Annotated in this window: 22 protein-coding genes; 2 read left to right on the forward strand and 20 right to left on the reverse strand. The window is 40.0% G+C overall.

Going from position 1 to position 26,055, the window contains the following annotated elements:
* Positions 1-65 precede the first annotated feature (65 nt).
* The 16 genes from BABA_RS10795 to BABA_RS10870 form a co-directional block, all read right to left on the reverse strand.
* Positions 66-1,451 (reverse strand): DUF4832 domain-containing protein, encoded by a 1,386-nt coding sequence (locus BABA_RS10795; RefSeq protein ID WP_007085219.1) that lies wholly within the window; start codon positions 1,449-1,451, stop codon positions 66-68.
* A gap of 17 nt (positions 1,452-1,468) precedes the next feature.
* Complete coding sequence (locus BABA_RS10800; RefSeq protein ID WP_007085220.1) at positions 1,469-2,149, reverse strand: DUF4956 domain-containing protein; 681 nt, start codon at positions 2,147-2,149, stop codon at positions 1,469-1,471.
* A gap of 19 nt (positions 2,150-2,168) precedes the next feature.
* Positions 2,169-2,879, reverse strand: coding sequence for a polyphosphate polymerase domain-containing protein (locus BABA_RS10805; protein ID WP_007085221.1), 711 nt, complete (start codon positions 2,877-2,879; stop codon positions 2,169-2,171).
* A 13-nt stretch (positions 2,880-2,892) separates the two neighbouring features.
* Positions 2,893-4,236, reverse strand: coding sequence for a CotH kinase family protein (locus tag BABA_RS10810; protein ID WP_007085222.1), 1,344 nt, complete (start codon positions 4,234-4,236; stop codon positions 2,893-2,895).
* Between the two features lie 12 nt (positions 4,237-4,248).
* Positions 4,249-5,973 carry a CotH kinase family protein gene (locus BABA_RS10815; RefSeq protein WP_007085223.1) on the reverse strand — a complete coding sequence of 575 codons (1,725 nt, stop codon included), beginning with the start codon at positions 5,971-5,973 and terminating at the stop codon, positions 4,249-4,251.
* On the reverse strand, positions 5,957-7,411 hold the full coding sequence (pelG, locus tag BABA_RS10820; RefSeq protein ID WP_007085224.1) for an exopolysaccharide Pel transporter PelG: 1,455 nt from the start codon (positions 7,409-7,411) through the stop codon (positions 5,957-5,959). Before pelG ends, BABA_RS10815 begins: the two co-directional genes overlap by 17 nt.
* Positions 7,387-8,826 carry a GT4 family glycosyltransferase PelF gene (gene pelF, locus BABA_RS10825; protein WP_007085225.1) on the reverse strand — a complete coding sequence of 480 codons (1,440 nt, stop codon included), beginning with the start codon at positions 8,824-8,826 and terminating at the stop codon, positions 7,387-7,389. The genes pelG and pelF overlap by 25 nt, the downstream gene beginning before the upstream one ends.
* Positions 8,826-10,658: a DUF2194 domain-containing protein gene (locus BABA_RS10830; protein ID WP_007085226.1), complete on the reverse strand. Its 1,833-nt coding sequence runs from the start codon at positions 10,656-10,658 to the stop codon at positions 8,826-8,828. The genes pelF and BABA_RS10830 overlap by 1 nt, the downstream gene beginning before the upstream one ends.
* Positions 10,648-11,553: a hypothetical protein gene (locus tag BABA_RS10835; RefSeq protein WP_007085227.1), complete on the reverse strand. Its 906-nt coding sequence runs from the start codon at positions 11,551-11,553 to the stop codon at positions 10,648-10,650. The genes BABA_RS10830 and BABA_RS10835 overlap by 11 nt, the downstream gene beginning before the upstream one ends.
* Positions 11,546-13,450: an NAD-dependent epimerase/dehydratase family protein gene (locus BABA_RS10840; protein ID WP_007085228.1), complete on the reverse strand. Its 1,905-nt coding sequence runs from the start codon at positions 13,448-13,450 to the stop codon at positions 11,546-11,548. Before BABA_RS10840 ends, BABA_RS10835 begins: the two co-directional genes overlap by 8 nt.
* Before the next feature lie 32 nt (positions 13,451-13,482).
* A complete protein-coding gene (locus tag BABA_RS10845) occupies positions 13,483-13,821 on the reverse strand; it encodes a helix-turn-helix domain-containing protein (RefSeq protein WP_007085229.1) in 339 nt (112 codons plus the stop codon).
* A gap of 195 nt (positions 13,822-14,016) precedes the next feature.
* Positions 14,017-15,876 (reverse strand): ABC transporter ATP-binding protein, encoded by a 1,860-nt coding sequence (locus tag BABA_RS10850; RefSeq protein WP_007085230.1) that lies wholly within the window; start codon positions 15,874-15,876, stop codon positions 14,017-14,019.
* 1 nt (position 15,877) lies between these two features.
* Positions 15,878-17,608 carry an ABC transporter ATP-binding protein gene (locus BABA_RS10855; RefSeq protein ID WP_007085231.1) on the reverse strand — a complete coding sequence of 577 codons (1,731 nt, stop codon included), beginning with the start codon at positions 17,606-17,608 and terminating at the stop codon, positions 15,878-15,880.
* 266 nt (positions 17,609-17,874) lie between these two features.
* Positions 17,875-18,225 (reverse strand): ASCH domain-containing protein, encoded by a 351-nt coding sequence (locus BABA_RS10860; protein ID WP_007085232.1) that lies wholly within the window; start codon positions 18,223-18,225, stop codon positions 17,875-17,877.
* Positions 18,226-18,319: 94 nt separating this feature from the next.
* The gene (locus BABA_RS10865; protein WP_007085233.1) at positions 18,320-20,035 is read right to left on the reverse strand and encodes a GMC family oxidoreductase; all 1,716 of its coding nucleotides are present in this window, start codon (positions 20,033-20,035) and stop codon (positions 18,320-18,322) included.
* Positions 20,036-20,106: 71 nt separating this feature from the next.
* Positions 20,107-20,847 carry a gluconate 2-dehydrogenase subunit 3 family protein gene (locus tag BABA_RS10870; RefSeq protein ID WP_007085234.1) on the reverse strand — a complete coding sequence of 247 codons (741 nt, stop codon included), beginning with the start codon at positions 20,845-20,847 and terminating at the stop codon, positions 20,107-20,109.
* A 120-nt stretch (positions 20,848-20,967) separates the two neighbouring features.
* On the opposite strand from BABA_RS10870, the gene BABA_RS10875 reads away from it, so the two are divergent.
* Positions 20,968-21,681: a hypothetical protein gene (locus BABA_RS10875; RefSeq protein WP_007085235.1), complete on the forward strand. Its 714-nt coding sequence runs from the start codon at positions 20,968-20,970 to the stop codon at positions 21,679-21,681.
* A 29-nt stretch (positions 21,682-21,710) separates the two neighbouring features.
* On the opposite strand, the gene BABA_RS10880 is transcribed toward BABA_RS10875, so the two are convergent.
* From BABA_RS10880 to BABA_RS10895, 4 genes are read right to left on the reverse strand one after another with little or no spacing between them, the layout of a single operon-like run.
* Complete coding sequence (locus BABA_RS10880) at positions 21,711-22,508, reverse strand: ABC transporter permease subunit (protein ID WP_007085236.1); 798 nt, start codon at positions 22,506-22,508, stop codon at positions 21,711-21,713.
* An 18-nt stretch (positions 22,509-22,526) separates the two neighbouring features.
* On the reverse strand, positions 22,527-23,318 hold the full coding sequence (locus BABA_RS10885; protein ID WP_007085237.1) for an ABC transporter permease subunit: 792 nt from the start codon (positions 23,316-23,318) through the stop codon (positions 22,527-22,529).
* A 6-nt stretch (positions 23,319-23,324) separates the two neighbouring features.
* Positions 23,325-24,209, reverse strand: a complete 885-nt coding sequence (locus BABA_RS10890; RefSeq protein ID WP_007085238.1) for an ABC transporter ATP-binding protein — start codon at positions 24,207-24,209, stop codon at positions 23,325-23,327.
* 15 nt (positions 24,210-24,224) lie between these two features.
* A complete protein-coding gene (locus tag BABA_RS10895) occupies positions 24,225-24,848 on the reverse strand; it encodes a TetR/AcrR family transcriptional regulator (RefSeq protein WP_007085239.1) in 624 nt (207 codons plus the stop codon).
* A gap of 233 nt (positions 24,849-25,081) precedes the next feature.
* Here BABA_RS10895 and BABA_RS10900 point away from each other — a divergent pair, with 233 nt between their 5' ends.
* Positions 25,082-26,044 (forward strand): nuclease-related domain-containing protein, encoded by a 963-nt coding sequence (locus BABA_RS10900; RefSeq protein ID WP_235749654.1) that lies wholly within the window; start codon positions 25,082-25,084, stop codon positions 26,042-26,044.
* The last annotated feature ends 11 nt before the right edge of the window (positions 26,045-26,055 follow it).

Raw genomic sequence — 26,055 nt, forward strand, 5'->3', positions numbered from 1 at the left:
ATTAACATAAGAGTATTCTAACAGTTGTCTTTACACCTGTCATTATATTTTAATATTTACTTCCATTATTTCACCATTATTTCACCTAAAGTGTATCTTCCATCATCTCTCCTGCCCGCCATTTCAAATTGAATTCCTGGCTTCCCAGTAGCAGGGTCTAGTATCGTTACTAACATATTGTATTTCCCTGAATTCAGTTTAGTAGGAAGCGAGATATCTTCAGAAATTTGATGTTTACCCGGAAGCCATTTTCTAATATCTGCCTTTAATTGTTGTTTGTAAACAATTTCCCCTTTTTGATCTGCTAGTGATATTTCTAACGGCCAATCAAAATAGAATGGGGCAACTCCTGTATTTTCCCATTCCATGCTTAGCCTAAAAGTCGTGCCAGCTGTGACGGATTCCGGGTGGGTTTCATTCAATAAACAAAAATGATAGCCCATCTTATTCATAAATTGATTCATCCTTTTTTGCATCTCACCGTTCATAGGATAATCAGCGGGGGAACTGGGGCCTAACCAGCTTACATGTGTTAGCTCCAGTTGTTCCATTGTGTTTGAAAAATGGGCAGAAGAAAAATAATCCTCCCAATAATGTGTTGGCGCAAATTCCCCTCCTGTTGGTGCATACTTCCAAAACCCTTCCATTGAAGGGTTTTTTTCATTTGTTAACCAAAACGTATACCCCTTTGTTACCCATTTCCAAAATTCATCAACCGTATCTGGCTTTTTTCCAAACATATCATTAAACAGACCCATCTTATTATCTATGGCAATTTGATGAGGCCTTCGCATTAAAAGGATCTTTTTATCAAAGTATTTTATATACTGTTTTACATATGTTTCAACGACGGGCAGCTTAGGAAATGGTATATAAATACCATCTTGCTGCAATGTGTGGAATTCTGCCCAATGCCCGATACTTCCTATTTCAATGAAGGCAATTTCCGAATCGTTATTATATTGTTCCGCCAACTTTTTTATCAAGTTATTATGATAGGCTATAAGTTTTTTATTCGAATAGTTGGGACTAAATCCCTTTCCCCACTTATGGTCATACCAAGTGCCCTCCTCATTAATTTCTTTATACAGCCAATCCGGGATATCCATATGCTTTTTATCTCCTGGAGTATCCATAACTACTCGAAATATAAGCTTGATATTTTTCTCTTTCCAATAGTCTAACCTATATTTTTTCTCAATTCCTGCAAAGTCAATATGACCTTTCTTCGGCTCTAGATCCCTCCATGTGAAATTTGCATACACTAATGAATGGGGCTGTGTGTATGGACCACCGTCAGCAGGCGGCGCAAAGCCTGTATAGGGATTTACGATTACATTGTTAACAGCTCTTTCCGGTTGGAAGGTAACCTGTCTGCTCCTTTTTGACACAGTGAAGGCTACTATGATTAACAGAATTACAGCTATGAGGATTAGTATCAGCTTTTTCATTATTTATCTCAATTCCTTTATGCTGCATAGTCGCCATTATAATTGATTAATGAAACGTCCCTAACCCCTTCCACCGCAGACAACTGATGGACAAAGGCGGTATTATCGCCTTTTATTTTTAATTCTACTGTCAACTCGGTAATATCATTTCTGACAATCTTTGATTTTAGGCTGTGTTTCAGTTTTGCTAGTTGATATTTAATAGAATCTGCAGCTGATTCATCATGATGGATTACTAATAAAAAGATGAAATCTTTCCCTCTTTTTCGAGTCATGATAAAAACAACTAATCCAATTAAGAGTGATCCGAGAATCGCCAGGGAGTAGACACCTGCTCCAGTTGTAATCCCTCCTGATATGGCCCAAAACATGAAAATGACATCCAGCGGATCCTTGATCGCTGTACGAAAACGAACAATACTTAAAGCGCCAACCATTCCAAGTGAGAGAACGACATTTGTACTAATTGTCATGATGATGAGTGTTGTAATCATAGTCATTAGAATGAGAGTGACGTTAAAGTTATGGCTATAGACAACCCCCCGAAATGTCTTTTTATAGATATAGAAAATAAATAGTCCAATCGCAAAAGCGATGAGCATTCCAAGGATAATATTTTGCAATGGCAATTTTCCGAATATCCCTTGTTCTAAAAAACTCTTTTTTAGAACATCATTAATAGTCACTTGATTGTTCATGTTTCTTCCCCTTTATTTATTAATTTTTATAGTAATACATGCCTTCTTCTCTGCAGATGACATATTTTGAGATGGCTGAACGTTGATGGCTTTCCAGTTGCAGTATACCGCGAATATGGGATGGCAAATATTCATTGTATTTTATTTCCAATACCATAAATTTGTCATGGATTGCATTGACGGTTACTAATTCTGGATTAAAGATATCAAATGAGCTTACTCCTGCCATCAAACGTTTATCAAAGGTAATCCGTACATCCCCAAATTCGTATGTATAAGCTTCTCTCACATAGTCCACAATGATTCTAGGCTGCATGTTTTCGCTCGTACATTTAATATAAAAGGCTTTGCCAAGCTGTGAATCGCTCACTCTTAAAAACTCAAAGTCACGATTCATGATTTTTTCATATTCTTCACGTGTGAGATTCATAGATTCCTTGCAAATATAATCTCCAAATTTACTCTTTCTTTCTAACTTAATATGCCTATCGCTCTCATTATAAATTCGGATACGATACTTATCCCGCCGATGTACGCCTGCGAGTTTTTCATACAGAGCAGTATCGAAAAAATTGTCAAAATAAAGGCTCCGAATATGGTAGCCATCTTCATTGACTGAGTTCTTATCCGGCTGTACAACATAACGTAATCGTGAACGCAGTTCTTCAAATACATGATAGGAAATATAGTATTTCAATTCATGCCTTAATTTTTTATTTCCATATTTCATATAGATCTCCTTTTTATTGAAGGGTATCAAAAAGCTTCTCAAGATCCTTCTTGAGGTAGTGTGGTCTGTTTTCGGCGAATTCTTTTAACTTGCTAACATTTAGCTCCCATTCCGCCATTTCTCCTCCCCATTTTTCTAAATGGTTCGGCATTTCGGGCTCGATTTGTTTTTGCAGCTTAGTAATCGTTGCGATAACACGCTCTGGTTGGAAGGTTTCAGCTAGATGATAATCTGCACGACTGCGAAATTCCTTCCGAAACTGGTCATTTTTCATTAATTCACGAAATAAAAAGGATATATATAAGGAGTCGTCTCCTTTTCCTTTATAAGTAAATAATCTATCTACTGTATTTTCTTGATAGTTATCGAAACTTAAATCACTGTCATAAAGAATCCAACGCCACTTATCAAATTCACCCTTCGCCTTCCAAAAGCGGATATTATGACTGGGCCAATCCGTATTGGCAATATATAGCTCGGTTATGACATAATCGATAAAATTGTCCATATCCATCTGTTTTTTCACTTGATTATAATTGTCTGCATCCATTACATGATTCTTTTTGATAAAATCAATAAGTTGTAAGTAATCTTTGTTACTCCCATCTTTCTCAATGGCATTCGCTTCCAATAAATCAACATCCTTTTTCTTTACTCCATGATTAGCTGCAAGGAAGTTGTCATCAATCTTTTCCCGTAGATCATATATGCCCCAATATTCATCATTTAAATAGACAACAACTGGACGATATGCCTGGTGATCAATCGTTGTATCCCTGACAAGGGTGGAGACTAAGCCATCAAGCATGTGTGTCTTTGCAAAGTCCTGGCCACCATTGCGAAGAACAAATGATTTATATTTATCGAGTGCCTTTTCAGGAAAAAGTGGAAAGTTAAAGGTTTTACTTCCTTGTTTCTTCTTTGCAAACAGGGCAAAGGATCTTTGGGGAAGAGTCCTTGTTTCTCCCCCAAAAATCGCCATTTCAGCTGATACGCTGTAGACAGCTTTACTGTGTTCGATATATTCTACATCCACAGGAATACTCCAATCCTGCCAGTAATTTGCTCCTTTATAGGGATACTTGCTTGAGGCGTGATCGCCAAGAATGTATATTCCTTTTTCCTTTGACCAAAGATTATCTGGATCGGTTGTTATTGAAAAGGCTGGTAACGCAGCATTTTCAATAACGGCCTTATTATTCCCCTTTTTAGAGACCACTTTAGCGTTTTCTTCCTGCTTGACTTTATGATCCTTCTTTTGAGCCTGTCCTCCAGGGTCTAATCTAAAAATTGCCACTACCAGCAGTAGACTGGCGATAATAAATGCTGGTATTTTTATTTTCTTTAATTGATTCATTGTCTATCTTCCTTATTTAACATAAAATTCCCTCTCGCCATTATGCCAGCTGTCGTCTTCACCCTTTAATCGATCAAATGCAATCTGCGTATTTCCCTTGGAGTCCTTCACAGTAACTCTCCAATAGTTCTTACCTTGTTTCAATTGATTGGCTTCGACTTTTAATGTTGTGTTTGTAAGGTCCTTCTGTTCGATATACACGGAACTAAAGTCTGCCGATTGACTGACTTGGAAATCATAGGTTAAATCGTCCGCCTGGAAGTCATAGGATGGATCCCAAGTAAATTCATATGAATCATCCTTCTGCACTAAATCACCTAGGTAGATTGGCATTGGATTTTCTAAACTGGCATAATAAAATTCTTTATTCTGTTCGGGTACATTGATTAAGTTTTTAAAGCTCTTATCAAGATCTTCAATTTTATATGGCAAGCCTTGTAAATCAGGTGATGTTTTGATATAAGAGCTGGCAATAGGGTAATACTGGTCAACATATTCTTGGATTTTCTGTTTGTTGAGGATTTTTGACACTACCTCAATTTTTTTGTTTAAGTCATCAATGTTTTTCGGATCTTTGAAAAATCGTTGATGTAAAACTGCTCCCCAATAATTGCTGATTCCTAGCTGCCATTTTGCCGTAAAGCCCTTAATCCTTTCATTCTCTTCGGCTTGCTGCCCCCAAGCGGCATCATAATCCCACGGCAGGAAGTAAAACTTTTCTGAATTTAATGGATTATATAAATAAAAATTCTGGGCATCCGTATCCATATTTCCCAATAATAAATTCACAGCCAGCCAGGTTATGTAATTTTCGCGATTAAAATATTGGTCGATTACATCATTAATATTTAACTTATAATTATTGACTGCATCCAACATTTTTAACAGTTTATCGTGATCCTCGCTCCCTTTAATTTGCAGGATACTTTCAAATTCCTCCTTATTGTAACTTGGATCTGTTGCCAATTTTAATTGGTCTGGATAACGTTGGAACTCAAAGAAGTTTGCTTTATAAAGGTTGCCATTCGGGTCAAGCCCATGGGCGTAAAGAAAACGCTTATTAGGTTGTTCAACTTGGGTAAATAATCCGTAATCAATAAATTGCTGGTCGGGCGTTTGTCCTGATAAATCCTTAACATGCAGGTGTACAAATTGAGTTCTTAGGCTTGTAAAATCAGGTATTTCCCTAAACAAATCAAAGCTTAGTTTTTGTCGCACTCTTGTCACATCATATTGGTGTTTATTAAGATTAATTACCGTTTGACCATGCCATAAACCAGCACTTTCGGCTAACTTAAGTTGATAGGATTTTTGCGGGACAAACCTGCTGGAATTGCCACGGATTTTAATAACTGAATTAGGTATATCCGTTCCGTAACCCCAATCCCCCTTTTGTGGTCCAGACGGGCTGCCTTCTTGCACAATCGCATTTAATTTCGGTGGATCACCTTTTCCACCGTTATCGTACCAATGATTAATTGTATAAAAGGTATCATTACTTTCGTTATTAAGAACAGTTACATATAAATCTATAACACTATCCATTTTATCGTTGTCATATACCCTTCTATCTTCCATTAATTGGTCTACACGAGGTTCTGCATTAATCGACTGCTTAGGTTCCTTTGCACTATTTGCTGACTTGACTGTATCTGAAGCCCCTAACGGAAAAGAACAACCTGTGAGTGTAATGGCTAAAGCGAGCAATAGAAGACCGCTTTTATTCTTTTGTTTCATATTTGCCTCCTACACCATTTAATAAATTTAATTTGTCTATAAATCTTGTAATAACTAGTTTTTCTTCTTTAACCATAATTGGCTGTGAACAAAAGGTATAATAGCCAAAGTTTTTGCTGAAATGGGATATACGGCTAAGTGCTAGTATTAAGCCAATAAAGCCTGCGAAAAAGCATGATACCCCGTAGCTTTCAATGCTTGCTGTAATCACTGTTATCAATAGGCTAGATACACAATAACTGGATATGACAAAGAGAGCTCCTTTCCGATCATCAAAATACAACAAAATTTGGATGATGATAAACATCATGATAAAAAAATAATTTCCCACTGTAACAATATTAAAGATATCTACTTGGTCGTTTGATAAAGGTAATAATCTTGTTCCAAGAGAAATGGCACATATAGTAAAAAACAACTGAAACTCCATAATAAAGGCAAACTCTCGGGAAAGAACATTAAACATTTTTGCCTGGGCATCCTTTATTTCATTTAAGGATGAGCGTCCCATAAGTAATGAATAAAAGTTTTTATATTTTTCATAAAATGACGTTTCTACTGAAACAACAAACATGACCATGGCTGGAAGGATGGTTAAGTAAGCATAAAAAACTGGGGTATCATAAATGATTGACATAGCAAATGTATCACCCACAAACGTCCTTAGCCCACTGCCCCAGATGATAAAACTATGGCCGTACAAACCTAAGGTGTAGAATAAACCAATTAGAAATAATGAAGGGTACTTTTCGATATAGGTAAGAAAATCAAAATAGCGTTGATTGTTTTTTGGAAAATGCTCCTTAATACTTCTAAAGAAAAGCATAATGATCACGAAAAACCCAATATCCATACAAACAAAGATACTTGCAGCTGTATTAATATTTAGCCACATAAAGCTAAACCAAATGAGGACAGCTGAAAGGACAACACCGATTACAAACCCCATTATGATCTGCAGGTACTTTTTTAATGCTGAAATATAAATCGAGAGCAGCCAGATCATCATTAACTCAAGATAAAAAAAATAGGAAGAGACCTTGAAGACAATTGACAAGGGTGAAAAGGAGTAGAAAACAATCCCAGCCAAGCCGCCCAAAGAGAGGCAGATAGCTAGAATTCCATATAGAGAAGCTAAGATGTTCTCTTCCTTGTCAGCATAAATTTGATCGGCCAAATAGCGGGAGAGTAACATGGTAAATCCGCCAGTAAGCAGCTGTGAAAAAACAAAGCTATATAATGTTCCTCCAAGAAATATTTCCTTCTCGTAATAGGGCGTATACATTAACTCAAGAAAGAATTGGGATAGGGTAATTAGTAAAATGCATAGAATCATCGGCCCTGCAATGACAATGGAAGAAAAGGCGAAGGCTTTTATTCCCCAAAAAAAGCTATTGTCCTTAAATAAATGTTTTAGTTGGAAGCCAATTCCTGCCATTGTAAAAACCCCATGCTTTCATAGATTTGTTTATATTGTTCGATAAATCTTTCTCTCGTATAGATTTCTCTTACTCTCAGCTCTCCATTAGCACCCATTTCTTTGCACATATCTGGATTTTCGGCTAACTGAATAATTGCCTCTGCCATTTCAACATAATGCATAACAGGGACAATAATACCTGCTGGCCCAATTCCATCATTGACACCATTTAATAATTCACTGCAGCTTCCTACATTTGTACTGACGAACGGTTTCCCGCTTGCCATTCCTTCTAAAAGTGCTAATGGCTGACCTTCACTAATACTTGATAAAACAAGAATGTCCATCCTTCCAATATAATCTTTTATATTTACCGCGCCGGTAAAATAAATATCTTTAGTCCCGAGTGATTCTAGTAATTGCAAACATTCTTCATAGTATTCCAGATCTTCTTCAAATGGACCGAAAATATAGAACCTCGCTTGGGTCACTGTCCTTTTTACGATGGCAAAGCTTTGAATCATTGTCTTGATATCTTTTATTGGTACAACCCTGACAACTGCACCAATATTAATATAAGCCTCTTCTTCTTGACTCTTTTGGGGCAGGTTAGCAAAACCTTCGGGATCCACTCCATTTGGGATGATTTTAATTTTCTCATCATCGCAGCCAATCTCGGTCTGAATTTCTTTATTCTTATTAAATAAACTGATAACCCCGTCAGTACTCGAATAAGCACATTGAGATAAACTATAAAAATATCGGATCCATAGGTCCTTAAAATACCCTTTGATCCAATCAGACTTAATGATTTCCTCTTCCCGCTCCCTTGTATAAATACCATGCTCCGTTAATAAATAAGGTCTTTTATTTAGGTATTTTCCGTATCCTGCTACAACACCTGCATAACCAGTCGATACACTATGATACAGATCCGCCTCTGGTACAGGGTTACTTAATAGCCAGAATAACGGCAGGAGCATTGCCCTCACTGACCAAAATAGTTCTGTGAACGGAATTTGGGAATATCGCTCAACACATAGCTCATGGATGATATCAAAAAGATCCCGGCTCATGATAAAGTTTGAAACGGAATCCATTTTCCTGCTTCTAAATAAGGAAAATAACAAATCCCAGTCTGTAGTCCCACTATCCAATAAGGATTTAATGGCCCTTTTTTGGAGGGGATTCAAGCGATAATCCTTCCCAGGTTCTCCAGTTTCAGATAAATAAGAATCCAAAAAGATTTCCTTTACCTCTATTAGATTGGGAGGCAGCTTGTATTTGAATTTCCCCCGTGTTTTTTCGTGTGCACCGATTGCATAGAGGATAAACTCGTGTTCAGGCATACACGAAACCAGCGTTTGAATCCAGCTCGATACACCTCCAGTTACGTAAGGGTAGGAGCCTTCTGCAATGATACATATCCTCATTACTTACCCTCCAATTGAATGACAAGCTTGTTAGCCTTTGCATGGACTAAATAACGATCCTCACTAACTTTTTCAACATCGCAATTCTTTGCCGTCTTTATTTTTTTATCTGTTCGAAGTAAAAAGTCGAGATTCCCCGAAAAATGATTAATATAAACATTCAATTTACTATTTTTCTCGGAAATAAACACCTGTGCACTAGAATAGTCTTTCAGTATTTCGGCGCTCTCCGAAGCGGTCATACTGCTCATCCATGGATAGTTTTTCTTTACATCATGCATCATTTGACTAAATTGCTTGGACAGCACATTCCAGTGGTCACCACGATTTCGCTCCTCATCAAGAACATCATCTGGATGAATGAAATGTGAAAATGACCCGAACATGGTTGCTGAACTTGCAATCGTCCATTTATTAATATCCGAATAATGATAATCAGATGATAAACGCGGCAGTTCAATAAATTGTTTACCCACTTCATATTCTTGAATATAGGAGACCTTAGCTTCATCATCTACATATAACGAAGCAAGAATATCAATCGACGGAATAGCCTCTTTAATCGCCTTTTTCCCTTCCTCACTTAATATATTTGAAGGCGGTACGTAAGTACGAAGGGTGTAATTGGGGAAAATTTCATCAAAATATTTTTTCGCTTCTTTTAGGGATTCAGCCATATCCTTTTCACTGCCCCATGCCCGATAACCTAGTTCCTTTACTTGATTTTGATCTTTCGTAAGTGATTGATGGTTATATCCATGAATTCCTATTTCTCCGCCAGATTTTATTAGTTCCCGGCCAAAGATTTTTAACGTTTCTTTGCCAATACGGTCCTCAAAGGGGCCGTTCACGCGATCGTTATAGGACTCAATCAGAACACCTGTATATTTCACATCATCTTTGACTGCTACTTTCGCAATATCCGGCCACCAAATTTCGCGGAAGAAACTCGCTATATTCCGTTTGTAATCATTATAGATGTCATCATTATGCCCTTCCGGAAATGGTGCAGGGAAATCATCAATATAGACAACTTTGGAATTCATAATAGGATAAATAAAATCTTCATTTAGATAACTAAGAGACCCAACAATCAAACCGCGGTTAAGCTTATCACCCAACATCGTCCCGTTTAGTACCATGAAAGTACCCTTTCCATATGGTGTACTCCATAGCAGTGGTAACCCCTTTAGAGAAGATGCATACACTTTGCATGCTTCATTTATTTGAACTGACAAGGAATTGTTTACAATAAAGCCTTCTTCGATTTTTAACTGATTGCCTTTTAATAGAAGATCTGAATCCATCTGAATTCCTTTTATTTTTTCAAAATCATGCCCCAGCTCGTAAATTCCGAGTTTCCGATAGATTGCAAATAAACCATCCGTTAATTCAGGGCGGATTTCAAAAAAGACTTTGCCGCCTTGATCCACATAATTTGTTAACCTATTCATATCGCTCACTTTTTCCAAAGATGAAAAAGCAATGATGACATTCTTATATTCCGTAAAATCATCGGGTATGTTCGACACTGGAACCACTTCTAATGCTTTTCTCAGATACTCAAATGTTTTTACATTATTGTCTTTTAATGCCATACTTTCTGAGTCTTCCGGATCATAAATCAAAAGGAACTTATCTTCGTTAAACGCCTTCACTTCCTTTGCTGAGAGTGCAGAAGTTCGTTCAATTATCTTATTATGAAGCGGTTCATTTCCAGTGTTCAATTGCAGTACATAGTTAGACCTTGATAGTTGAATGACGATTCCAAAAAGAAATAAGAAACCGATAATGATCATAATGGTTTTGTTGATTTTAAATTCATAACCCACTTTTTTCCTCCTGCAACCAGAAGCGTATAACTCTTAATCCATCTGCAGATAATCTAACTGGTTGTTTTCTTAGCGTTGTAAGAATGCTTTGTAATTGACCTGAATTGCGTAAATTGTAATGCAGCTTCATTGCCAAAATATAAGCCTTTTCCTCATACGGATACTCATTTATAAATTTCTCACTGTGGTACTTCGCTGTTTCATATTCCTTCAAAGCTAAATCACAATTTATTTTATCGATGTAATGTTGTTTTTGGCTTTGACCGCTTAAGAGTATTTTTTCTAAAATTTCGGAGTGAAGGTACTGGTATTGCTTATATGTCCCTTCATCCAAAAAACCACTCCTTAGATACCTATTGATCACCTCTTCATAGGACATCAATATTTGGGCATCCTCTGGATTTTCCTCTAGCTGTGCAGCCAGTTCCTGAATGGAATTCATCAGTTTACGCTTCATTTCCATTATTGCTGTAGCAGCGTAATGGGATGTTTCTGAATCATCAGATTGCAATGCCTTTTCGAGTACCATTGGGTTTTGGATTGAGTTTTCTTTTAAGCTATGGATCAATAGCTTTCTTTTTACCCTGTTTTCATTTAGAAGTAATGCATCTTGAATTGGTACTAAATTAATTTCACTTTCAATATCAATGGAATGGTATACGCTTGCGGTTTCCTCCAAATCAATTGGTGAAAGTGCTCCCCCCGTTTCCACCGCTTGATGAGATGCCGATGACTTTACTGGTTTAAATAAATAAAGAGTAAGGACAACACCTGCTACGGGCAGAAAGTTAATTAGTAAGACTTTTATTAATCCATTCTCTTTTTTCCTTCTTAGTAAACTAAAGCTGTATACAGCAGAGAATACATAATACAAAAGGATAAATAGTTTAAACATATGCTTCTTCCTTATTTTTGAAGAGTTTATCTCTACTGATATCTTTAGATATTAGTAGACTTTCATGTTCATATGCACGAGTTAATGCTGAAGAAATAAGATTGGCTGTGACGAGAAACAAGTTTTGATACGATAATGTCAGGTACTCAAATTCGGGATGATACATGGATATTACTCCAATAATATCTTCGCCAATTGAAATAGGTGCCAGCATTGTTGGCTGGTTAGGATCTAAGTCTTTGTTTACCTGAACCGTATTTGTTTTCATCACTTCCCACAACGTTCTATACTCGCTTATTTGCATGGAACTTGGAATGACCAGCATGTTTGTCTTAGCTTGTAATAGTAACTTTTTTTGTGAATCATCAAGCAGATATAATGCTGCTCCATTTGATTTCATGACACTTTCCACTATATTGATAGATGCAGAGTAAATATCATTTGAATCAAGACTATCCAATTCCTTCATAATACTGTATACCGTACCAATACTATTATTGGTGTAGAGCACTTGCTCCTGTAGTTCATCCTTAACAATCAATGTATCTTTGTATATGGATGATAACGATTGAAACTTTTCCTGGGCCGTATCAACTTCAGCGCGAGAGCTTTGGATTAGCTTTTCTTTTTTGTCCATAATATAGCCAATCGTGAGACCCATAAAGATATAAAGGCCAACATGAACAAGGGTGTTATGGTCAATCAGTTGGGAAATAACTTCCCGACCATTAAGAACATTCTGAAATAGATACCAGAACGTAGCTAAACCGATTGATAGAATCGATTGGCTTCTCCCAAATAGAACGGAGGCAGTAACAATGTAGAAGAGTCGATAATCTATTAAATTCAGTGAATTTTCCAATAACATACTGACCAAAATGGCTAGAGTTAAAATAGCTAGATTTTCGAGGTATGGAATGAATGGTCTTATTTTTGTAACCCATCCTGATTTAGTCTGAGCAGTGCTGTCCTTTTTTTTTTTAACCCGATTATTTTTAAACCATTCATGTGTTTTCGCTAAGCCCTCCTGGAAATTGTGAAGCGGCACCCAATCTAAATCCTGTTTAATCTTTGTATTATCTAATCTAGAATATTTGATATCCCCTTGCTTTGGCTCTTTATAGATGATGTCCTTTACCACATCTAGGTTTTCAAGAGTATTAATAAAATCGTTAACGCTTGTCTCTGTATTAGTTGATAAATTATAAACACCTTTCAGATCATATTCGACACCACGATAAATGGCATAAGCAACATCTTCAACAAATATAAAGTCCCTAGTTTGCTCACCATCACCAAATACCTGTAAGGGCTTTCCGTCTAAAACATTGTTAATAAAAATGGAAATTACTCCGCCTTCACCGACTGTTCCTTGCTTAGGGCCGTACACATTTGAAAACCGGCAGCACAGCGTTTCAACCCCAAACAATTCATTCCATTTTTTGCAGTATAGCTCTCCCACTAATTTATTGATTCCGTAGGGTGATAGAGGATCACATACAGCATCCTCCTTTAATGGAATATCTTCATTAAGACCATAGACTGCTGCTGAAGAGGCAAATACTACTTTTTTTACTCCATATTTGTTTGATAATTGGAGAATATTCGCCAGACCTAATACGTTCGATTGTGAATCTAAGTAGGGATTTTCCATAGATGTTCCGACATTGACTTGTGCTGCCAGATGAATGACAACATCAAATCGATTGGATCGGAAAATATCTCCACAAGATGGATCCTCTACGTTTACTTGATAAAACTTATGTTTGAACGTTACATTTTCCTTATTTCCAGTTGAAAGGTTATCGATTATGTAAACTTCATGACCTTCTCTAAAAAATGTCTCAGCAACAAAAGAACCAATAAATCCATAACCACCAGTAACAAGAATCTTCATGTTTCCACCTCTGTGTTTTATTTTTGCCCTTTTTACTTCACTGTTTTAGAATTTCGAATTGCTTGAAGTATTTGCAGCCAAAATGTATCATCAACAATTCCTGATTCAAGTGCATTTTCTATTAGTTGACACCACCCTTTTATATCCGATGATTCCTCCAAATTAATGGAGGAATTATTTGACTTAATTAAGGTTTGAATATTTACATCTAGTGCAAGTGAGAGCTTCATCAAAATATCAATTGATGGGTTCTTCTGTATATCTCTCTCAATATGACTTAAGTATGATTTTGAGATTCCAGTCTTTTCAGCAAGTTGAGTTAATGTCAGCCTTTTTCCCCTTCTTAAATTTTGAATCTGAGTTCCCAGCATATTTAACCTCCTAAAATTAGGTCCTATTTCCCATTGGAATTTATTATAAAGAATTGTTTGTTCTTAGTAAAGAACTAATAATGTCGAATTTCATTTTTTTACTATTTGTGGGATTTTACCCACCCCCAGCCCAAAAAAGAGAGAATGCAAATTGCACTCTCTCTTCCAAGCATATAAGTTGACCCTGGCATCTTCCTAATCAAGTGCCGCTTCGACATTTTTAAACTGGTTAAAAAACATCTGATAATAACGGCCTTTTGCACTCATTAACAAATCATGGCTGCCTTTTTCAATGATTTGCCCATTGTCAATTACCATGATGGTATCGGCATCGCGAATCGTATTTAACCGGTGGGCAATGATAAAACTCGTCCGCTTCTCCATCAATTTTAGCAAAGCCTCTTGAATATGCAGCTCTGTTCTGGTGTCAATGCTGCTCGTGGCCTCATCTAAAATAAGCAACGACGGCTTTGCTAAGATGACCCTGGCAATCGCTAATAGCTGGCGCTGACCTTGACTTATATTGCCGCCATTTTCTGATAGAACCGTTTCATACTGGTTCGGCAGCCGTTTAATAAACACATCCGCATTCGCCAGTTTGGCAGCTTGCTCTACCTCTTCATCACTGGCATCCGGTTTCCCGTATTTAATGTTCTCCTTAATCGTTCCTGAAAATAAATACGTATCCTGAAGCACAAAGCCAAAGCAATTCCGTAGGCTGTCCCTTGTGTAATCGCGAATATCACGGCCATCGAGCAGAATTCTTCCTTCTGTCACATCGTAAAATCTCGTCAGCAGGTTGACGATTGTCGTTTTCCCGGCACCTGTTGGGCCGACAAGGGCTATACTGCTGCCCACACTCGCTTCGAAACTGACATTTTTTAAAATAAGAACATCCGGTCGGTAACCAAAGCTGACATTTTCAAAGACGACATGACCTTTAGGTTTTTCCAAAGCAGTAGCCTTTGCCGCATCTGCCGGCTCCTCCTGTTCATCCATAACCTCAAACACGCGCTCCGCTCCAGCCACACCTGACTGCAGGATATTAAAAATATTAGCAAGATCATTAAGCGGTCTGCCAAACTGCCTTGAGTAGGTTAGAAAGCTGGCAATCGCCCCCACGGTGATTAGACTCTTTACAGCAAGGATGCCGCCGATGACTGCCACTATCGCGAAGCTGAGATTATTAATCACGTTCATAATCGGCATTAAAAAGCCTGACCAAATTTGCGCCTTGAGGCCGACATCGCGTAGCTTACTATTCACCGCTTCAAACTCTTCAATCACTTTATCTTCATGATTAAAGGCTTTAACAACCTCAATTCCAGAAATCGTCTCCTCAATATGACCATTCAATTTGCCAAGCTCAATTTGTTGATTTTTAAATAACACACTTGTCCGTTTCGCAATCGTCCGCGTCAGTAAAAAAACGAGCGGTACCGTTAGTAAACTTGCGACTGTTAGGACAGGACTTAGAATCAGCATCATGATCAGGGATCCAGTGAGAACCATCAATCCGGACATTAATTGCGTGGTGGACTGCGAAATGGTGTTACTGACGTTATCCACATCATTTGATAGCCGGCTCATCAGTTCCCCGTGTGTTCGGGAATCGAAAAAGGAAACGGACAGCTTTTGCAGTTTTGCAAACAAGGCATCCCTGAGGCGCTTGACAACCCTCCCGGCGACACCGGCCATCAGCCAGCCTTGTAAAAAAGTAAGAACGGCATCCGCCACATAAGCGGTGGTCAGAACAATCATCACGATTTCAAGAAAATGAAAATTGACCTTTCCATTCTGCAGACTCATCGCATCCACGGCCTTCCCGATTAAAAACGGGGCAATCAGCATGAGTACTGAATCAATAATAATAAAGAAAAAGATCAGGGTAAGCATTTTTCGCTCATTGCCAAAATAAGACCAAAGGCGCTTTAATGTCCCTTTAAAGTTTTTTGGTTTAACAACTGGGCCGCGAAGACGGTGGGCACCGCCAGGCCGTAATGGCGGAGGGGTAGGGGAGGCGGTGTTGCCTGTCGTTGCAGTTTGCTTTGCCATTTTACACGACCTCCTTACCGATCTGTGAGTGGTAGATTTCTTTATAAACCGTACATTCCGCCATTAATTGTCCATGGGTGCCGACCCCAACAAGTTCGCCTTTGTCAAGGACTACAATCTTATCTGCATCCATAATCGAGGTAATCCGCTGGGCAATCAGTATACATGTAAGCCCATTTGCATATTTCTTCAAGCCCTCTTTAATTTTTGCCTCCGTCGCGACGTCAACCGCGCTGGTACTATCATCTAAGATTAATATCTCCGGCTTTTTCACTAAGGCTCTGGCGATCGAGATCCGCTGCTTTTGCCCGCCGGAAAAATTAACGCCTCCTTGGCCAATTTGCGTTTCATAGCCTTCCGGTGCCGCCGCAATAAAATCATGGGCACCGGCAATGGCTGCCGCGGCGATGACTTCTTCCTGTGTGGCTGTTTCTTTTCCCCAGCGGATATTCTCCGCCACGCTTCCGGTAAACAAGATATTCTTTTGCGGCACCATGGCGATTCCTTCACGCAGTTTTTTCGGATTCACCAGTTTACTATCTTGCCCATCCACTTTAATCGTACCGCTCGTGACATCATAGAAGCGGGGGATCAGCCCGACTAACGTGCTTTTTCCCGAACCGGTTGAGCCTATCACACCGACGGTTTCCCCAGGAAGGATGGTAAGATTAATATTTTTTAAGATAGGCTCGCCGCTTGTCCCCTCGTAGGAGAAGGTGACGTTCTCAAAATCAATTCTTCCCTTTTCAGCCTGCGGCCGCTCGGCGATCCCATTTTCCCAGGTAATACCGTCCTTTTGCATAAATACTTCATCAATTCTCCCGGCCGAAGCCTTTGCCCTAACAAACATATTGAAGACCATCGAAATCATCATCAGGGAAAAAAGAATCTGCGTCATATAGTTGGTAAAGGCAATGATATGCCCCACTTGAATAGTTCCGTGTTCGACACCGATGCCGCCGATCCACAGGACGACCACGATGCCAAGATTAACCGTAAGCATAATCGCCGGGCTAAAAACAGACATAAGTCGCCCTGCGGCGATGGATTGATTTTTAAAATGATCATTTGCCTTGGTAAATTTGCCAATCTCGACATCAAAGCGATTGAACGCCTTGACCACACGGACGCCTGACAGGTATTCACGCATCACCCCGTTCACCCGGTCCAATGCCTGCTGTACCTTCGAGAAAAGGGGAAACCCTAAACGTAAATTTAGGATGATGAACAGCGCTACAATCGGCACCACCACCGCTAATACAACTGATAAATGCAGGTTCAGCCGCACCGCCATCACCAGCCCGCCCAATGCCAGGAGTGGAGCCTTGACGAAGATGCGCATCGTGCCATTGACAAAGACTTGCACTTGGGTAACATCGTTTGTCAGACGCGTGATTAACGACGCACGGTCAAACTTATCGAGGTTTTTGAACGAAAGGGTTTGCACCTTTTTAAACAAATCGCTCCTTAGCTCGGTGCCAAAGTTTTGTGAAACAATGCTTGCCATAATGCTTCTAGTTGACGCACTCACAGCACCAAAAGCGGTAATGGCGAGCATCAGACCTCCCATTTGTAACACATAGCGGATGTCCCGATTGGCAACCCCCTGATCGATTATTTTTGCCATAATCGTTGGCTGCATCAAATCGCAAATTGCCTCAAAGGTGAGAAATAAAACGGCAATACTAAATGACTTCCAATACTTCTTTATGTATTTTGAGAGAAATTTCATAGGAGGAACCCACCTTTACATGTCAGCTACTTCCATTATAATTTTGTTTTCTGCGATTAAACAAATGATTTACCTGTAAAAGTGGCTTCCGACAGTAAGGTTGCGTTATCCGACAGTAAAAGTGTCTTATCCGCCAGTAACCCTGCGCTATCCGACAGTAACGGCGGCTTATCCGACAGTAAAGCGTCTTCCGACAGTAACCACACCACATAGCCAAAAAAAAATGGACCATTCATAAAAAATGGACCATTTGCATTGCATCTCTATTAAGCTTCTACCGGGCGGAATTCGTGAACCCAGACGCGCATTTGCGGCAGCCACGGCATTCCCGGGTGGTAGGAAAGGATTGATTGTTTATACTCTTCCACCGTTTCGAAGCCCTCGCGGCGGGCATCATCATCAGTCAGCTCACCTAAGCTTTGTGAGTAAACCTTGTCGACCACGAACTGACGGCCTTCAAGCGTCATGATTTCGCCTGGATCCGCATATCTGCCATTTCTACGTGTCGCTGTTTTTTCTCCTGAAAGAACCTTTTTAACATCCGCTTCCACTGTTACCAAACGCTCAACAGAACAGGTTTTTGGCGGCAGCGTATTATTTTCATTTTGCGTTGTCATTTATATTCTCCTCCTCGTGCGGTTTATTTTTCCATATTAACACTAGTGGTATAGTAAAATCCAATTCCAAGAACGATTCTTAGAGATAAATAACTTACACGACCTGGCCGCCTGACTCATGATACTTCAAAATTCCTTCCGCCGCACGGTAGGATAATGCGCCCACAGTCCCCGTCGGATTATAGCCCGCATTTTGCGGGAAGGCGGATGCACCGACCACAAATAAGTTATCAACATCCCACATCTGCAAGTAGCTATTTACCGCAGATGTATTCGGGTCGGCTCCCATAATGACGCCGCCTGTATTATGGGTGGATTGGTAGGTCGCAACATCATATGGCCCCAATTCCTGCATATAATCCACATGATCGGCGCCCATTTCCTTTAAGATATCGGCACATTTACTAGCAAGGAATTTTGACATACTCCTGTCCTGATCCTCAAAGTCAAAAGTAATTCGAATCAAGGGGTCACCGTAAGCATCTTTGTAGGTTGGGTCCAAGTCTAAAAAGTGATGACGAAAGGCCATTGATGAACCCTCGCCGCCAACCGTCAAGGTGCTATTCGCATATTTAAGCGACGTCTTTTTAAACTCCGCCCCCCATGCAGGTGTTCCCTTTGGCACCACATTGTTTTGGATTGGCCGTTGACCTGTCTGCCCCAAGATAATCATACCGCCATGAATGAAATCCAGATTTGAATGGTCAAAGTTATCGCCATTATAATCGTCTAAAATCATCCCCAGCGCGCCCGCTCCAGCAAAATTGTTGAAATTTTTCTTATCAAAAAATCCAACAGCATTCCCTTTTCGCACTTGATATGCGTAATTTTTACCGATTGAGCCCGTACCGGTCGCAGGATTATATGGATTGCCGATATTTGATAATAACAAAAGGCGGACATTATTGAACACAAATCCAGTTAAAACAACAATATCTGCAGGCTGTTCAATTTCCTCGCCAGTTGTTACATCGGTATATAACACACCTGTTGCCTTATTTCCCGTTTTTAGGATTCTTCTAACATTCGAATGGGTTCTAATTTCAAAGTTTCCTGTCTTCTGGGCTACCGGAATAACCGTTACAACAGGATCCGCCTTTGCACCGTATTCACAGCCAAACCGTTCACAATACCCGCAATATTGGCAGGCTGCCCTCGAGATCCCATCAGGATTTTTATACGATTCCGATAAATTAGCTGCCGGTTGGACATAGGGATGGAGCTTCAGCTTTTTTGCCGATTCCGTAAATAGCTCCATCGCCTTCGTTTTTTTCAACGCCGGGGTAGGGTATTTGCTCGACCGCTTCCCAGCAAGCGGGTTTTCCTCCCCGGAAATACCAGCCATTTTTTCAAAAGTATCATAATAAGGCTCCAGTTCATCATAGGTAATTCCCCAATCCTGAATGCTCATTTCAGCAGGGATTTTCTTTTCCCCATATTTTGCAATCGTTTGGCTGCGAATTTGAAAATCATAGGGCAGGAAGCGGAAGGTTTGTCCATTCCAATGGACACCGGAACCGCCTAATCCATCACCGATCAAAAATGAGCCGTATTGCCTCATTGGCAATGCCCGGATATTTTCATTGCTGCGGAAGGTGATCGTTTCTTTTGACAAGTCCTGCATCATCTCATAACGCAAGGCATAGCGCAGCTCATCATGAACCATGAAGTAATCTTCCGTTTTCCGTTCCTTGCCTCGTTCCAACCCAACCACCTTAAGCCCCTTTTTAGTTAGCTCAGAGGCAATGATTCCGCCTGCCCAACCGACGCCAATGATTACAACATCCACTTTTGGTAATTTCCTTGCCATGTCTGCGGCCTCCTTGATTTGTGAAAAGTAAAAACTTTGAACTTGAGAATGATCCAGCGCAAGCGCTTTTCTTAGTGATTCATATGCGATTCTAAACTTTGTGGATTAATTTTCTTAAAATCCTTATCAATAATGTCTGTATAGGCCATTTGACTGCCCGGATAATTCCGCATTTTCCAGCCTTCCATATTTTTATTTCCGCCATATAGCGGGTCACTGTAGGCCCCTTCTAATGTCGCACTTCTCAGCATTTGAAAAAAACCGCTTGCGGAAATGGTTGTTAAATTCACTTTATCCTCTTCAAAGTCCTTAAGGATCGCATCTTGTTCCTCTTCTTTTAACTTTGTGAAATCCGCTTTATGAACCGCCATACTGTGATTTTGAATTTCCCTGAGGCCGATATCAAAAATATCCCGGCGCTTTAGCCGGCCTTGGTAGCCTTGAACCTTTTCACCTTTAAAAAAGGGCGCCTGCATATATTCCCTTGCATTAAAGCCCCAATCACCAGCTAACTGATGGTCAATATAAAAGGCCACACCAAGAGCCTTTGCACCTGGACCAAGGTCATCCTGAGGAAAAATCCGCTCAGTTGCTGCCTCGGTAATCCGAAATTGTTCAGGTGTAAAATACATTAACGCCTGATTAAAGTTTTCTGCCTTTGTAGGTGTTCCTTTTTTGCCCTTGTCACGATTTAAGGGGAGGAGACTGCCCAAGATACCGCCAACTGCTAGTCCGCCAACAGTAAAACCGGTATTACGAATAAACTTCCTTCGTGATAATGATTCTGGATTTTCTTTATTTTCTTCAGCCATTTTTGTACCTCCTCAGTTGATTCAACTAGAGATTTTTCCACCTTATTATGTTCCCAAAATAATCCATTCATACTTAGAAAAGGAAATGGGGAAATTAATTTTAAAAAGGAGGCGTACTTTATGTTTAAACAAAAATGGAAAATCTGGGGCTTGCCTTTAATTGGAGCGTTTTTCGTTCTATCGGCATGTTCTGGTCAACAAGGGATGAAGGAACCAAAGGTAGGGACAGCAGAAAACCTGGGTTATCATGACCAGTCCATCAATCAAAAAGGAAACGGAAATGTCCATGGGCAAACGGATAGTGCAAACGTCATTCCGAGTGTTGATCGGGCTAAGAAGAAAACAACCAACCGAAATAACCAAACCACCAGTGGGGTTGGAACAAATGTCTATAGTTTAATTGGCAGCTCCAGCCTCCATGACGGCGGAATTTCTTCCCACTTAGAATCAAGGTTATCAGGAGAAGGCATTCCTGGAATTAAGGTTTTTGTTATCGATGACACCATTATTCTGGCACGGGCAAAGCAGGAAGTTACCTCCACCAGCTATGATGAATTGCAAAACAAGGTTTTGAATAATACGGCCGGGGCTTCCGGCAAAGGCGATCTTGATGGGGTTGACCCAGCGAAGTTGAATACGGATGATAATTTGGATAAGGCGAAAGAAGTAATGGGCAAGGCCTTTAACGGACAGGTTCAAATCTTAACAATCACCAATCCACAGGCATTGCCGCTCATTGACGGTATTAAAGCAAACATTAAATCGGCTACACCGAACTATTCTTCTTTATCTAGCGATATCCTTACACTGGTTAAGATGTCGAGGGAAAAATAAAGACCGAGCTGCATAGCCCGGTCCCTTTTTTACACATGTAAATCTCTCTTTTTATAAAACGAATAGGTCACAAATGAAAGTACGGTAATCAAGACGGCGGATAGGATCACAAAAACGACATCCAAACCGCCGCCAAACATCACATCTTTTGCTTCAAAATATTTAAAGGGCGTCAAGTATTTCAAGCCTTCAATCTGTTCATTTATATCGATTGCAATGGATAGCATATACGTTAGTAATAGGATGCCTGTGGCTGCTGACGCCGCTGCTTTTGCCTTCTTTTTCACTGCAGCAAGGGCGCTGCCTATTACCATAAACAACAGCTGTAAAATGAACATTCCTACCATTAGCAGGCCAATGTCTCCATTCACCGCTTCACCGGTGTTGTATCTAGCGATTAAGCTGATCGATGAAACATAGGTGACGAGATTAAAAACAACGATATTGACGAAGGCTGCTGATAGCTTTGCCGTAATGATCGTCGTCCTGGAAACAGGCTTTACAAATAGAAACTCAAATGTTTTATCCCGCTCTTCTTTCGCGATGATAGTGGCGCCCAGCATCGCTGCGTGGATGGTCGCCATCAATAATAAATAAAGAAACAGTAAGGAATAATAGCCGCTGACCTTCGATAAATCCACGGCACCAAACCCCAATACGGCTCTCAGTGATTGGGGCATATCCGCCACCAGATCATTAATTGATTGACCAGATGAAGAATAGGCATCATATTTGGCCATTCCTGAAACTACCATAAAGAAAACACCAATACTCCAAAAGATGAGCGATTTTCGATGGGACTTCAATTCTTTTAAAAATATATTCACGGTTGAATACCTCCATTTTTAAACGGCATGAATATCCTTTTTGGTATAAAAGAAATAACTCGCAGCAATCGCAAGCATCATCACAATCGCTCCTGCTATCAAAAAGGACGCTTCGAAGCCGGAGTGTTTAATGATATAGGCAGTGTCAAAATATTTAAATGGCGAAAAATAACGTTTCACATCTTCGCCAGACGTACTGCTGAGCATTCCAATAAAGTAAAACGCAAAAACAGTCGCAAGTGACACAGTTAATACAGATTTAATCTTCGGCACAATGACCGAAATAATGATGCCCACGGCCAGAAAAATCAGCTGAATAAAAAACATCGTCAGTGACAGCATGATAAATAGTTTGAGGCTAAAATTATCCGGCTCCACTTGAAATGCCATGATACTCGCAGCCGCCATATAAACAATATTCGTGATCACGATTGAGGCGAAAGCCGCAAGGAGCTTTGCAGTCAAAACAGTTGACCTGGTAACAGGCTTTGTTAACAGAAAGTCAGCCGTTTTTTCCCGAACTTCCTTACTTACGATGCCGGTTCCCAGATTCATCGCCTGAATCGCACCGCAAAGGGTAATAAACGATAAGGGAAAGCAATAGAATCCAGTGAGTGTAGATAAATCCCCCAGGTTGAAAGCATCCCTAATCGGCTCTGGATACCCCTCCATAATTTTGTTGAATTCGTCTGCATCCTTTGCAAATGAAGGATAAAAGGACATAAACAGAACAATGATCAGCACTAAGGAGATGGACCAGATGACCGTCGACTTCCGATAAGCCTTCAATTCATGTAAAAAGATATTCATAGCTTCCTAGTCCTCCTTTTCGTAATAGTGCATAAAGATCTCCTCAAGGTCCGGCTCCTCAATCCACAGATTGGCGATCTCAATCTCGGCAATCCGCTTCATCACCTCATTAATATTTCCTTTAAAAATAAAGCTTGTGACGTTGTTGCTCACCGCTAAATTATTAACACCGCTGAGGTTGAAGTGGTTAGGGTCAAGCGGTGACTTCGTTTCAATCTTGAACTTTTTATAGTTGTTTTCTTGTAAGGTACTGATCTTTTCAACGGTAACAATCTTACCTTCTTTAATAATGGCAACACGGTTACATAAGCGCTGCACCTCGCTAAGGATATGCGAGGAAAAGAGAATCGTCGCACCTTTCTTATTCTCCGCTTCAAGTAATTCAAAGAATTTCTGCTGCATCAACGGATCAAGCCCGCTCGTAGGTTCATCGAGAATGATCAACTTCGGTTCATGAAGCAGCCCCTGGACAATTCCGACCTTCTTTTTATTTCCCAGTGAAAGGTCATCAATTTTTTTAGTAAGGTCGAGATCCATAATCTCCGCCAATTCCTTGATTCGCTTGCTGCAATCCTTTTTATAAAAACTCGCAGAGTATTTTAATAAATCCTTTACCTTCATATTGTCATAATAAAAAACCTCAGACGGCAGGTAGCCAATTTCCCTTTTTATTTCCGGGGCAAATTGGATGCAGTCCTTGCCAAAAATGGCGGCACTGCCGCTGGTTGGATAAATGAGCGACAATAACGTTCTGATGGTCGTTGATTTACCGGCACCATTTGGCCCGATGAACCCGAAAATCTCGCCTTCTTCAACATGAAAGCTGATGTCAGTGATTCCTCTTGCTTTCCCATACGTTTTAGTCAGGTTTTTAATTTCGATCACATTCATCGTGGAGTGCCCCCTTTATTTATAAAAACATTTAGTGAAAATCTCAAAATAGTCTTCTGCCTCTTGGAATACCTTTTCATAATCAATATGATGCGTCGGTGATAGTTTTGCCTTTGAGAACTCCTCTTCGCTCAGCTTTTCAAACGTATAGGTAATAATCTTTAGCACCTTTTTGATATCCATATCATCACGGAATTTTGAAAAATCAATGCCTTCGTATGCTTTACCAAAATTGGCGTCATTCAGTCCCTTTACCTTTTTATCGACCTCGACTTTAACCTCGGGTGAGTCCTCTAAATAAGCCTCTTCAATAAATTTAAAGAGCTCCGGGTAGGTGGTGAGCAATTCCATTTTGATCATGACTGCTTGCCGAATTCTTGTGAAAAAGTCCTTTTCAGCTAGGTTTATTTTTTGATAAAACTGTTCGGCAATAATTTCGTAACAGTAATCAAATAAAAATAAAAATAGCTGCCTTTTATTGCCGAAATAATGAAACAGCAGTCCTTTTGATATACCCGCCTCTTTCACGATTTCATTGGTCGAGGCTCGGTCATATCCTTTCAGTGCAAACTCTTTTATCGCAGCGTTGATGATTCGATCTTGTTTTTCCTGATCTAGGTTGAGGAATTTCGAGTACACTTCAGTTGATCCTCCTTTAATTTGGCGTTGACCACACGAGTCAATTGGCTGTTATTGGGATCATTATATTCCCGTTGACCCCCTCGGTCAATGGTGGTCAATGAATATTTTTTACAATAATTTGAACTTTATAGTATGGACTTTGGAAATGTGCTACGATGCTTGGTGAAGATTCTACTTTTTGGAGGTGAACGATTATTAATACGCTCAAAGATAAGGATCCATCGTTGCAATTGGAGGGTTTACGAGCCGCGCAAAACCGATTACCAGGCGGTCATGCGATGCTGCCCATTTTAGCATCAAAGCAAGCTTCTTTGGAGGCGGGTATTGGCGGCGAAGAAAGGGTCGCTGAAGTGCTCCGAAATCACCCCCTACCATTCGAAAACCGCATCATCCACGATGTATCCCCCACAGCAGATGAGAAGTTTCAAATGGATACGAATATGTTGACCCCCTGGTATGTTTCGATGTTAGAAGTTAAGAATATTAGTGGTGTTTTGGAGTTTAAGGACAATCCGGCCCAGCTAGTACGAACACGCGATGATGGGCACAAGGATGGTTTTGAGAGCCCCGTCATTCAGCTAGAACGAAATTGCCGATGTTTGAAAGATTGGCTGGGCAGCCGTAACATCCAGCTCCCCATTTATGGTGCGGTTGTACTCGCATACCCGAAACAAATTGTCGCAGTTCCCCCATTGAAAACTAAGCTTTTATATCCTTACTTGATTCCCTCATATATTAAAACCATTCCACAACCTGAGAAAAGATTGGATATAGAGACGTTTAATTGGCTCTCTACCGAACTTCTTAACAGTCACCGGCCGTTTATTCCGAAACCCATTTCCGAGACATATAAGATACCTTTTGGGGATTTCCAAACAGGGGTGCAGTGCGTGTTGTGCGGTCGTTTTGGGATGATCAAATCACCAAGAACCTGGCATTGCCCTCATTGCGGGACTGTTGACCATCTCGCCCATCAAAGAACGTTGCTGGAGTGGTTTTTGATTAATAAGAGGACGATTACGAATAGGGAGTGCCGGGAGTTTTTGCGGGTGGATGACATTCAGGTCGCCAAGCGAATCTTACAGAGTATGAATTGGCAAACAGAAGGGACATTTAGAAACTGCAAATATCTAATGGAATTCAATATTCATGATTCTCTCCAAAAGGTTGGGAAGCCGCTGTTCCGACAGTAACGGAGCCTTAT

The organism is Neobacillus bataviensis LMG 21833, from assembly GCF_000307875.1.
GTDB lineage: Bacteria > Bacillota > Bacilli > Bacillales > Cytobacillaceae > Neobacillus > Neobacillus bataviensis.